Origin of the sequence: Luoshenia tenuis, assembly GCF_014384745.1 — a bacterium.
GTDB lineage: Bacteria > Bacillota > Clostridia > Christensenellales.
Genome location: NZ_JACRSO010000001.1, coordinates 876,252 through 887,251, shown reverse-complemented (window position 1 = coordinate 887,251; position 11,000 = coordinate 876,252). Strand labels below are relative to the sequence as shown.

Genomic DNA, 11,000 nt, shown 5'->3' with positions numbered 1-11,000 from the left:
TAAAAATAGGCGTTTTATCACAGAAACTTTTGCAAAGTTCTTAAGATAGGCTGGTTATGTGACAGGTGTGTGACTTGCAATGTCTATCATAAGATTGTAGGACGCAAGCGGTGTCCATAAATTGTGAGCCATGAGTAAAGGGATGTGATTATGATGAGGAAAACGATACTGCGTTCGCTTACAGCACTTGTTGTAGTCTTAACGCTGGTTCTGGGGAGCTTTACAACGGTATTGGCCAGCGAGTCTGCCTTGCGGCTTGCCGCGCAGACCGCAGATGAGCCGGGTGTGCAGATTTTTACCGTGTCCAACCCCAATGGTGAGGATAAGGAGATCACCTGGGGCGATGTGAACGGCAATATCACAAAGCAGGACGTGGTGCCTGCCGGCGGCAGCATTACGCTGCGCTATCCCGATGCGCAGATGCAGGGCGTGCGGATCTACGTGAGCTATACGCTTAACGGGGCGGCTAAAACGCTGTACGCCATCGGCGCAAATAAGTACAACATCACCATCAAATACATGTCCGGCGGGGTAGAGCTCCAATCCCAAAAGCATGCGGTGAGCGGTAACTATACCCATACGGCCCCGGCCACCCTTACGTCGAGCGGGAAGACCTATGAGTTGGCTTCGGCCTCCAGCCAGACCCACATGTTTGGCAAGAGCAGCACGACGATGACCTTTGAGTATAAAGAGATCGTCAAGCAGCCCTATCAGATCTCGGTGACCTATGTGGATACCAGCGATACCCGCCTTGGCGGCGCCACGCTGGACGTGGCCGTAGATGCTACGGTGAACCACGATAACCCCAAGACGTTGAGCGTGAACGGCCGCAACTATCAGTTGATGACGGGGCAGCCCTCTTCGATCAGCCATGCCTATGGTACGGCGACGCGCAGCTACAAAATCTATTACGAGCTGGTGCAGGAACCTGCCGCTACGGCATATAACGTTAACGTACAGTATGTGGATGGCAGCGGAAAGCTGCTGGGTTATAAGCGTGTGACGGTACCGGTGAATGAGACGGTAAATATCGATATTCCCGCTAGCATCGCCACAGCCAACGGTAGCCAGTATAACCGCGCCTCTGGAGAGCCGGCTACGATCACCCACGCCTTTGACAACACTAAGCGCACTTATACGGTGCGTTACGATCTGGCGGTCGCCACCGCGCCGTACGAGATTCGCATTAATTATCTGTCTTCTGCTAATGGGGCTACCCTTGCGACGGAAACGGTGACGGTAAACCTTAACTCCACGGCGACCTTTGAGGCGGTCTCTTCCTTTGAGCGGGACGGCACCACGTATTACCTGGCCTCGGGCCAGAACCGCAATATCGCCCACGCATTCTCTAACAGCCAGCGCGTGTACAACTTCTACTATAACGTGCAGGGCCAGGAGGAGAGCAGCTACGCGGTTACGGTGCAGTATGTAAATATTGCGGATAACAGCATTCTCTACCGCACGGAACAGGTAGTTTCCAGCGGTGGGAGCGTATCTTTCGACCTGCCGGCGACCTACACGGTTGACGGTACGGAGTATAAGCTGGTTTCTGGACAGGAGCAGACGATCGACCACGCGTTCTACCTGCCGCGCCGCGTATACTCGGTGTTCTATCAAAACGCGGCCGATAATACGGAAAATGTGGTCATTACCGATAATACGACCGGCGTAACCACCATCATCACGCCGGAGGGTACCACCACTGTTGTGACCGACGGGGAAGGCAATATCGTCGAGGCGACGGAGGAGGATCTGGTGGACATCCTGGATAATCCGGTTCCCGCTGCCGCGGGAACGGAACCAGAGGATGACGGCGGCGACGTAGTGGATATCCCGGATTCGGAAGTGCCTGCTGCCGCGGCTGAACAGCCGGCGAGCCAGGCCTGGATCTGGTGGACGGTCGCCGGTGCGGCCGTGCTGGTAGCTGGCGGTATCCTTTGGATCGTGCTGAAAAAGAAGAAAGCGGCTGAAGCGAAATAGTTTGGATGATTAAAAACAGGCGTCCGTGTTGGCGGGCGCCTGTTTTCTTTTGCTAAGACTTATACATATTGTGCGCGGGCTTGCGGCGGCGTATAGTGGAAGGGGAGGTGAAACGATGATCATCAGTGCCAGCCGGCGTACGGATATTCCCTGCTTTTATTCCGATTGGTTTTTTGAGCGCATTCGGGCGGGGAAGGTGTGGGTGCGAAACCCCGTAAACCTGCACCAGATCAGCGAAATTTCTCTTTCGCCGGAGGTGGTGGACGGCATTGTCTTTTGGACAAAAAATCCCACGCCAATGCTGAATCATCTACATCAACTACACCAGTATATGTATTACTTCCAGTTTACGCTCAACGCTTATGCGAGCGATGTGGAGCCCCGGCTGCCCGATAAGCAGCGCGTGCTGATCCCGGCTTTTCAAAGGCTTTCGGATGCCGTCGGCCCGGAGCGGGTGGTCTGGCGGTACGACCCTATTTTTTTGACGCGGCGCTACACGATGGAAAACCATATTCGTTGCTTTGCGGCGCTGGCCAAGCGCCTTTCCCTCTATACAAAGCGGTGTACTATCAGTTTTTTGGATTATTACCGCAATACCGCCCAAAACCTGGCCGGCCTGACATTGCAGCATTTTACCCCGGCGGAACAAAGGCGCCTGGCCAAAGCCTTGGGCGAGATCGCCCATAGTTATGGACTGGAAATCGACGCCTGTGCCGAAACACTGGACCTAGAGGAATACGGGATTGGACGCGCCCGATGTATCGATGGGGAATTGCTGGGCCGGTTGCTGGCCTGCCCGTTGGCCGTGCGCAAAGATCGGAACCAGCGCCTGGCGTGTGGATGTGCCGAAAGCATCGATATTGGTGCGTATAACACCTGCCCAAATGGTTGCCGGTATTGTTATGCTAACTATAGTGAAAGCCTATTGCGGGCTAATGGCGGCCAGCACGACCCGCATAGCCCCCTGCTGACCGGAGTACCGGTGGAGGGCGACCGCGTGAGCGTAAAAAAGATGTATTCGCTGCGAGAGCAGCAAATGCGCTTGACGGAAGTATGAGCGGATCAATGCTCAGCGCGTTCCAAAGCCCTTCCATGAGGCGGAAGGGCTTTTTATGATCTGGGATAAAAAATCGATGTGATGTATTGACTTGGAGTTTGCTCCAGGCGGTACAATGAGGGCGTAAAGGGCAAAAGCCGATTTGACGAGGATGGGAGTGTTGAAAATGAACGGATTGGATAACGGTATATTTCCGCGCGGAGAAAAGATGCCGCCGGAGCTGTCCCCTAATTTTATAGGGAAGGCCTATTTGCATATGCTGGTCCCGGGGGGAAATGCGTGGAACTGCCCCATCGGCAATGTGACCTTTGAGCCGGGCTGCCGCAATAACTGGCACCGCCATCCGGGCGGGCAGATTCTGCTTGTCACCTCTGGCAGGGGCTGGTATCAGGAGGAAGGAAAGATGGCACGGGAATTGCACCCGGGCGATGTGGTGACCATCCCGGCGGATGTCAAACACTGGCATGGGGCAGCGCGGGATACAGAGATGTCCCATATCTCCATCGAGACCAACTGCCAGGCAGGGCCGGCCCAATGGCTGGAACCCGTGGATGAGGCGTTTTACCAGGCGTTAAAATAAGAGGAGGAAGAAAAATGGAGCAGAATAACGGTAAAATATTAGTCGTCTATTATTCCCATTCAGGCAATACGGAAACGATCGCCAGGTTGATCGGCCAGGAGAGCGGCGGAGTATTGGCTGAAATACGGCCGCAGGCCGCTTATCCCCAGGATTATAACACTGTGGTGGCACAGGCTAAGGGGGAAATACAAAGGGGGTTCTTGCCGGCGCTGGCGCCGGATGCGGTGCCTGACCCGGCGGAGTATGATGTGGTTCTGATCGGCACGCCTAACTGGTGGAGCACGGTGGCGCCGCCCATTGCTACTTTCTTGACGGAAAACGATCTAAATGGAAAAACGGTGGCGCCTTTTTGTACCCATGGCGGCGGAGGGTTAGGCCATATTGAGCGGGATATTCAGCGGCTATGTCCCCATGCAACCGTGCGGCGCGCCTTTGAAACCTATGGCGACGGCGGCGCAGGCGCCCGCGCCAAGGTGCTGGCCTGGCTTAAAGAGATCGGGTTAAAAGCTTAAATACACTAGAACGAAATGCCCCACAGGAGTTGCCTGTGGGGCATTGGCTTGGACTAATCGTCAGATCGCTGATAGACGGAGGAGAGCTGGCGCAGCAGCTTTTCGATCTCGGCGGGCGTGTCCTGCCGCCTTAAAAATCGTTCCAATTCCGCTTTAGAGGCGTAAAAGAGATAATTCATACGGTATTTATCGCCGCCCTCAAAACCTGCGCCCACCTCCAGCACGCGCTCTTGCGCGGTTTGATATCCGGCGCGGATCAACAGTTTAAATTCATCACAATAGGTATCCTGCTCGGGATTGGGGAACGTCAGGCTGTAGGGGGTAAATTTGCCGCTGCTGGCAATGCGGCCCCAGGGCTCATCTAAGATATGGGCAATAGCGGCGGCAATCATCTCATGGAACGTATGGAACATAAGGATACCTCGCTTTCTGTTTTTTAGCCGGCGGAGCAAGTTAACTTACTTTTAACGCTATTATAGCATGGGTGTGCCTGCGCATGAACCCCCTACTGCACAGGTATTAATGGAATGCTAATTTGACTTTTGCTGCCCTTTGTGGTTATAATTAATATAATTAACACATTTTTTTTATTCATATTTGCGTAAATTCTGCGGATTATGGATGGTCATTTCGAGCAAAACTATACGAGGAGGGAAGATATGATCGAATTTGAGGGCGTCTATAAAGCCTACAAAAGTAAATCTGTGTTATACGATATCAATATGGAGATCCGGTCGGATGAGATTTTTGTGCTTATCGGTTCCAGCGGCTGCGGCAAAACTACGCTGCTCAAGATGATCAATAAGCTGATCTCCTTTGACCGGGGCGATATTCGCATCGATGGGGAGAGTATCAACAAGATCAGCGGTACCCTTTTGCGCCGGAAGATAGGCTATGTGGTGCAGGATGGCGGGCTGTTCCCGCACATGACCATTGGAGAGAATATTGGCGTGATCCCCAAAATGCTAAAGCAGCCTCAGGCGCAGATCGAACAGCGGGTGGATGAGCTGCTGCGCATGGTCAACCTGGAGCCCAACTTATACCGCGACCTGTACCCGGCCCAGCTCAGCGGCGGCCAAAAGCAGCGCGTGGGCGTGGCCCGGGCTTTCTCGGTAAATCCGGATATTATTTTGATGGACGAACCCTTTAGCGCCTTGGACCCGGTTACGCGCAACGAGCTGCAAGATGAGATCTACAACCTGCAGCATCAGTTCCACAAGACGATCGTATTCGTAACCCACGATATGGACGAGGCGATCCGCCTGGCGGACCGAATTTGTATCATCCAGGACGGACGCATCGTGCAGCTGGATACCCCCGAGCAGGTGCTGCGCCACCCGGCCAGCAGCTATGTGGAGCAGTTTGTGGGCAAGAACCGCATCTGGTCCAGCCCTGAGTTTATCAAAGCTGGGGATATTATGGAGGTGGACCCCTGCCGCATCTCCAGAGGGCGCACGGCGATACAGGCGGTGCAGAGCATGAACCACCGCAAGGTAGACAGCGCCTTGGTCACAGAGGGGCGCAAGCTGGTGGGCATCGTGCGGCTGAAAGACCTGCGCAATTTTAAGGATTACACCATCCCCCTGGAGCACTTTATCTCGGAGGATTACCGTACCGTGTACGAGGATGATTCGCTGCAGGATATTATCAATACCATCGACTATAACCAGTCCGGCATCATCCCGGTCATCACACATGAAGATGAGCTGGTGGGCTACCTGACCAAGAGCAGCCTGCTGGCTACCCTGAGTAAGCAGTATATGGACGAAGGAGAGGAGGGGATGCTGGGTGTCTAACTTTTTTACGCTGCTTGTGGATAAGCGATGGGAGCTGTTGGACCTGTTCGTCGAGCATATGAACATGACCACCATCGCGGTTCTGATCTCGCTGGCCATCGGCGTGCCGCTGGGCATTTTGATCTGCCGCAGCAAAAAGGTCTCCAGCATCGTGATCGGCATCGCCAATGTGTTCCAGTCCATCCCCAGCCTGGCGCTGCTGGCCTTTGCGGTGCCCTTTGTGGGCATCGGCACCAAGCCGGCCATCATTATGGTCATCGTCTATGCGCTGCTGCCCATCATTAAAAACACCTATACTGGCATCTCGGGGATCGACCCTAAGATGATCGAGGCGGCACGGGGAACGGGCCTGAACCGAACCCAGCGGCTGTTTAAGGTGCAGCTGCCTATCGCCGCCCCCTTTATCATGGCAGGCGTGCGCATATCCGCAGTAACGGCCGTGGGTACGATGACCATTGCCTCCTTTGTGGGCGCGGGCGGCCTGGGCTGGTTTATCAACCTGGGGCTGAACTCCGGCGACCCAGCGATGGTGCTGCTGGGCGCCATTCCGGCCTCGCTACTGGCGCTGCTGTTGGATTTTATCCTCTCCAAGCTGGAAAAGGTGATCACCCCCGAGGGGCTTAAACCCGCGGACCAGATCCAACACGTATCCCGCAAAAAGCGCAGGCGGCAAAAGGCCGTTGTTTTTGCCCTATGCGGTATTTTGGTGGCGCTGCCCATCGGCACCAATATCGCAGAGAGCATGGGCGGGCAGGATCGTACCGTCGTCATCGGCACCTCAAACTTTACCGAGGCCATCATCCTTGGTTATGTGTATAGTGAGCTGATCGAAGCGAATACCGATTTGACTGTGGAGCAGAAATTCAACCTGAATGGGACGACCATCTGCTTTAACGCCCTCAAGGGCGGCAGTATCGATATGGTGACCAGCTATACCGGCACGGCGCTGACCGGCATGCTGCAACAGCCCATCTCCAGCGATGTGGATGGGGTTTACGATACGGTCAAGACCATGATGCAGGAGCAGTTCGGTATCCGGGTCTCCCAGCCCCTGGGCTTTAATAATAACTATGTGCTTAGCGTGCGTCCGGAAACGGCGCAGCAATATAACCTGGAAAAGCTCTCCGACCTGGCGGCAGTCTCCTCGGAGCTGCGGCTGGGCGCTACGGTGGACTTTATCCAGCGCGAGGATAACCTGCCCAGCTTGAAAGAAGAATACGGCATAAATTTCAAGGAGGAAAACGGCCTGGCGGCCAATATTCGCTATCAGGCGATCACCAGCGCTCAGGTGGACATCATTGATGCGTTCTCCACCGATGCAATGCTGGAAAAGACTCAGCTGACGACCCTGGAGGACGACCGCAACTTTTTCCCGCCCTATTATGCCATCAACTTGGTGCGTGAGGAAACCCTGGAGCAGCATCCGGAATTAGAGGGGGTGCTGGCCAAGCTGGACGGCGTGCTGGATGAGCCTACTATGCGCAATATGAACTACCAGGTGGACGTAGAGGGCAAAGACGCCCAGCAGGTAGCGCGCGATTTTCTGACGGAAAAGGGATTGATCTAAAGCGCGACGATGAAAAAGGCTCCGGCATTTTGCCGGAGCCTTTTCTTTGCTCTACCGGGGCAGGGCGCAGGGGTAATAGGGGATGGTAAATTCCATGATGCCGCTGGAATAGGGCGCGATGGCGTACTGCTGGTAAAAGATGACTAGCCCCTCCGGGGTCAGGTAGAAATTCTGAGGGTTGAATTCGGCAATGACGTTCTCCTCATAATTGTCAAAGTAAATATCATTGCCCGCGGCGATCTGCTCGGCGATCTGGCCGATGATCTGCTCGGTCAGATCAATTTTATAGTCGAAATTGCGCGGGAAGAAGTCCTGCAGCGTCAACGCGCAGCCCGTTTTCGCGTCCCAGGAGTGGCCGTAACGGGTGGTATTGCCGTGGGCGCCGCCGGTAAATATGTATTGGTCCCAGTAGAGGCTGAGGGTACAGCCGTTATTTAGGGTGACCGTATAGTTGGCCACCAGCTCGTAGGGCATGACGGGGAAGCCGTTTTCCTGGTCGTAGTCGTACTGGTCAGCGGCGGCTGCAAACAAATCCTTACAGGCGTAAAGGGCCAAACGTTGGGCGCACTGGCTGTAAAAGGCGTTGATCTTTTCCAGGCCCTTTTCGCATCCCTCTCCCTCGAATTGGGGATAGCGGATATCGTAGTGCAGGATAGGAGTAAAATCATACTCCAGTTCTTGGGTCAGCTGCTGCTCGGTTATAGTAATTTCACATGCCATTTGCATCATCCCTCCTTACAGGCATGATATGCAGAGAGGAGAAAAATTGCGCATGCCGCCGCCCCGCCGGATGGATGGCAAAACAGGGGCCGCGCGGGCGCGTGCGGTGCTGGTAATGGGCCTTGTGCGGGAAGATGAAAAAGAAAGGGCGAAAATTATTTTTAAAAATAGGTTGACAACGGGATTGTATTTGTGCTATTTTTTAACCAATCAAAAAACCTTTGATGTGGAAGTTAAACCGCAGAGCGCACCTACAGAGAGCGGGCGATGGTGGAAGTCCCGTGGAGAGCGGCGCGGCAAATGGTCCACTGAGGGCGAGGGGAAAGGCCGGGGTCACCGGCCCAGTATCTAAGACGTAGGCCGGCGTTAACGGCAGAAAATGTGTTGGCATTTTTGTAAGAGAGGGGCCTTGATGCGATGGTGCGTTGGGGCCGTATAAGGTGGTACCGCAGATATTCAGTCTGCCCTTATAGAAGGGGCAGGCTTTTTTATTTGCCTGAATCGTCCTTTTCTCTTACGCCAGCCGAAAATTTGAAAGGATGGTTGGAAAATGGAAACGATGGAGAAACGGACACAGGAACAAAACGCACAAAAGCGGGTGGTCGCCGTGCAGGAGAAAAAGGGGTTGGGCATCTCGGAGATATTGCTGATCGGCATTTTGCTGGCCGCCGGCGCGGTGCTTAAATTCTTTGTAGGCTCCGTCATCAACTTTGGGATGAAACCCAATTTCATCATAGCCATGTACTGTCTGGTGATGCTGCTGATCCGGCCCAAGGTTTACGAGGCGGCGATCATCGGCCTGCTGGCCGGGGCGATCTGCCAGTTCTTCCCGGGGCAGCCGTATATCAACATTGCCAGCGAACTGGTGGGCGCGGTCGCCATGGTGCTGCTGATGAAGATCCCCATGAAGATCGGCAAATTTTCATTGGCGCCTGTGGTATGCACCTTTCTGGCCACGCTGGTCAGCGGGTTCGCCTTTATCGGCATCATGTATTTGATGTACTATACGGGGGCGGATATCACCCCCACGCCGCTGGCAGCCTTTATGGCCATCATCTTTGGCACGGCTACCATTAACGCGGTGATCGTGCAGGTGCTATTCCCGCCGCTGAAACTGGCTTTTCGGCGCAAATAGAAAGGCGGTAACACCATGATCCGGATTCGGGATTTGAGCTTTAAATATCAGGGCGACGAGGGCTTTGCCCTACAAAATGTGGATATGGATATAGCAAAGGGCGACTTTGTGGGTGTTATCGGCGCCAGCGGCGCGGGAAAGTCTACGCTGATCTACGCCATCGGGGGCGTGGTGCCGCACCACTACACCGGCGATTTTTACGGAAGCGTGTGCGTAAAAGGACAGGATACGGTGGAGACCCGGCCGGATGAACTGGCATTGACGGTGGGCAGCGTTTTCCAGGATATTGAAAGCCAGCTTACGGCCATGACCGTGGAGGACGAAGTGATCTTCGGCCTGGAGAATTACGGGACGCCGCGCGAGCTGGTGGCACAGCGGTTGGTACAGGCGCTGGAGATGACCGGAATCGAAAACCTGCGCCACCGGGCCCTGGACACCTTAAGCGGCGGGCAAAAGCAAAAGGTGGCCATTGCAGCCATTCTAGCTTTGCAGCCGGAGATACTGGTGCTGGATGAGCCTACGGGCGAGCTGGACCCCCGCAGCAGCCGGCAGATCTTTGAACTTTTAAGGAAGCTTAACCGGGATTATGGGACAACGATCGTCGTGGTAGAGCAGAAAATCATGCTGCTTAGCGAATTTGCGGGGCGGCTTGTGGTGATGGAAAAGGGCGGCGTGGCCTATGATGGCGGCGTGCGCGAGGTTTTGGGCCACAGCGAGGCGCTGCGGCGGATGGGGATCAACGTGCCGCGCGTGGTCTCGCTGGCGGAAGAGCTGCGCGATAGGGGCCTGTATGACGGGCCGACCCCGCTCAACCTGGACGAGGCGGAGCAAATGGCAAGGCGGGTGATGGGCGCATGATCCGGTTTGAAAACGTATCCTTTCGCTATCCGGGCGGCGCGCAGGTCAAGGCGCTGAACTTTGAACTGAACAAAGGCGACTTTGCCGTATTGGTCGGGGCCAACGGCGCCGGTAAATCGACGGTAAGCAAGCTGTGCAACGGTCTGCTCAAGCCCCAGGAGGGGCATGTCTTTGTGAAAGGGCAGGATACGCGCAGCGTCCCCACCAGCACGCTGGCAAAGGACGTAGGTTTTCTGTTTCAGAATCCGGACCGGCAGATCTGCCAGCCGACGGTGGAAAAGGAGATCGGCTTTGGTTTGCAGTTTGCGATAAGCGATGAGGCTGCCCGCGCGGCCCGCTGCCGGGCAGTGCTGGATGCTTTTGGCTTTGAGGGCGATAGGGTGCCCTTCTCCATGAGCCGGGGAGAACGCCAGCGCATTGCCCTGGCCTCCGTGATCGCCGCCCGCCCGGATATCCTGATCCTGGACGAACCCACAACGGGGCTGAATTATCAGGAGTGCGTCAGGATCATGTCGCTGCTGTGCGAGCTTAACGCTGGCGGGACTACGATTTTAATGATCACCCACGATATGGAGCTGGTGCAGGACTACGCACAGCGGGTCCTGGTGCTTTGCGAGGGTGAGCTGATCGGCGACGGGCCGGTGCACACGGTCATGCGGGATGAGGCGCTGCTGGCCCGCGCGGCCCTGCTGCCAGCACAGATACCGGGGCTGGCGCTGCGCCTGGGCCAGGGCTTTGAGCAGATCAATACCGTGCAGGAGATGGCGGCGGAACTGGAAAGGCGGTGTAGCTAAA

The 11,000-nt window shown here is 55.3% G+C and carries 11 protein-coding genes; 9 read left to right on the top strand and 2 right to left on the bottom strand.

The window, feature by feature from the left end:
- Positions 1 to 150 precede the first annotated feature (150 nt).
- The 4 genes from H8699_RS04250 (at position 151) to H8699_RS04235 (ending at position 4,129) form a co-directional block, all read left to right on the top strand.
- The gene (locus H8699_RS04250; RefSeq protein ID WP_249284626.1) at positions 151 to 1,980 is read left to right on the top strand and encodes a hypothetical protein; all 1,830 of its coding nucleotides are present in this window, start codon (positions 151 to 153) and stop codon (positions 1,978 to 1,980) included.
- Between the two features lie 115 nt (positions 1,981 to 2,095).
- The gene (locus H8699_RS04245) at positions 2,096 to 3,037 is read left to right on the top strand and encodes a DUF1848 domain-containing protein (protein ID WP_249284625.1); all 942 of its coding nucleotides are present in this window, start codon (positions 2,096 to 2,098) and stop codon (positions 3,035 to 3,037) included.
- A 256-nt stretch (positions 3,038 to 3,293) separates the two neighbouring features.
- Positions 3,294 to 3,617, top strand: a complete 324-nt coding sequence (locus H8699_RS04240; protein ID WP_330605136.1) for a cupin domain-containing protein — start codon at positions 3,294 to 3,296, stop codon at positions 3,615 to 3,617.
- A 14-nt stretch (positions 3,618 to 3,631) separates the two neighbouring features.
- Positions 3,632 to 4,129 carry a flavodoxin gene (locus H8699_RS04235; RefSeq protein ID WP_249284624.1) on the top strand — a complete coding sequence of 166 codons (498 nt, stop codon included), beginning with the start codon at positions 3,632 to 3,634 and terminating at the stop codon, positions 4,127 to 4,129.
- Between the two features lie 53 nt (positions 4,130 to 4,182).
- Here H8699_RS04235 and H8699_RS04230 read toward each other — a convergent pair whose 3' ends face one another.
- A complete protein-coding gene (locus tag H8699_RS04230; RefSeq protein WP_249284623.1) occupies positions 4,183 to 4,542 on the bottom strand; it encodes a hypothetical protein in 360 nt (119 codons plus the stop codon).
- Between the two features lie 246 nt (positions 4,543 to 4,788).
- Between H8699_RS04230 and H8699_RS04225 the strand changes: the two genes are divergently transcribed.
- Positions 4,789 to 5,925, top strand: coding sequence for an ABC transporter ATP-binding protein (locus H8699_RS04225; protein WP_147518568.1), 1,137 nt, complete (start codon positions 4,789 to 4,791; stop codon positions 5,923 to 5,925).
- A complete protein-coding gene (locus H8699_RS04220) occupies positions 5,918 to 7,492 on the top strand; it encodes an ABC transporter permease/substrate-binding protein (RefSeq protein ID WP_249284622.1) in 1,575 nt (524 codons plus the stop codon). The genes H8699_RS04225 and H8699_RS04220 overlap by 8 nt, the downstream gene beginning before the upstream one ends.
- A gap of 51 nt (positions 7,493 to 7,543) precedes the next feature.
- On the opposite strand, the gene H8699_RS04215 is transcribed toward H8699_RS04220, so the two are convergent.
- Positions 7,544 to 8,212, bottom strand: coding sequence for a DUF3298 and DUF4163 domain-containing protein (locus H8699_RS04215; RefSeq protein ID WP_249284621.1), 669 nt, complete (start codon positions 8,210 to 8,212; stop codon positions 7,544 to 7,546).
- Between the two features lie 550 nt (positions 8,213 to 8,762).
- On the opposite strand from H8699_RS04215, the gene H8699_RS04210 reads away from it, so the two are divergent.
- The 3 genes from H8699_RS04210 to H8699_RS04200 are packed head-to-tail and all read left to right on the top strand — an operon-like array spanning position 8,763 to position 10,999.
- Positions 8,763 to 9,347, top strand: a complete 585-nt coding sequence (locus tag H8699_RS04210; RefSeq protein ID WP_249284620.1) for a tryptophan transporter — start codon at positions 8,763 to 8,765, stop codon at positions 9,345 to 9,347.
- A gap of 15 nt (positions 9,348 to 9,362) precedes the next feature.
- Positions 9,363 to 10,205, top strand: coding sequence for an energy-coupling factor ABC transporter ATP-binding protein (locus tag H8699_RS04205; protein ID WP_249284619.1), 843 nt, complete (start codon positions 9,363 to 9,365; stop codon positions 10,203 to 10,205).
- The gene (locus H8699_RS04200) at positions 10,202 to 10,999 is read left to right on the top strand and encodes an energy-coupling factor ABC transporter ATP-binding protein (protein WP_249284618.1); all 798 of its coding nucleotides are present in this window, start codon (positions 10,202 to 10,204) and stop codon (positions 10,997 to 10,999) included. Before H8699_RS04205 ends, H8699_RS04200 begins: the two co-directional genes overlap by 4 nt.
- Position 11,000: the final 1 nt, after the last annotated feature.

Excerpts from the sequence above, each read along its gene's own strand:
- H8699_RS04230 (WP_249284623.1), bottom strand. The coding sequence starts at position 4,542 with ATGTTCCATACGTTCCATGAGATGATTGCCGCCGCTATTGCCCATATC.
- H8699_RS04215 (WP_249284621.1), bottom strand. The coding sequence starts at position 8,212 with ATGGCATGTGAAATTACTATAACCGAGCAGCAGCTGACCCAAGAACTG.
- H8699_RS04225 (WP_147518568.1), top strand. The coding sequence starts at position 4,789 with ATGATCGAATTTGAGGGCGTCTATAAAGCCTACAAAAGTAAATCTGTG.
- H8699_RS04240 (WP_330605136.1), top strand. The coding sequence starts at position 3,294 with ATGCTGGTCCCGGGGGGAAATGCGTGGAACTGCCCCATCGGCAATGTG.
- H8699_RS04250 (WP_249284626.1), top strand. The coding sequence starts at position 151 with ATGATGAGGAAAACGATACTGCGTTCGCTTACAGCACTTGTTGTAGTC.
- H8699_RS04205 (WP_249284619.1), top strand. The coding sequence starts at position 9,363 with ATGATCCGGATTCGGGATTTGAGCTTTAAATATCAGGGCGACGAGGGC.
- H8699_RS04210 (WP_249284620.1), top strand. The coding sequence starts at position 8,763 with ATGGAAACGATGGAGAAACGGACACAGGAACAAAACGCACAAAAGCGG.
- H8699_RS04200 (WP_249284618.1), top strand. The coding sequence starts at position 10,202 with ATGATCCGGTTTGAAAACGTATCCTTTCGCTATCCGGGCGGCGCGCAG.
- H8699_RS04235 (WP_249284624.1), top strand. The coding sequence starts at position 3,632 with ATGGAGCAGAATAACGGTAAAATATTAGTCGTCTATTATTCCCATTCA.
- H8699_RS04245 (WP_249284625.1), top strand. The coding sequence starts at position 2,096 with ATGATCATCAGTGCCAGCCGGCGTACGGATATTCCCTGCTTTTATTCC.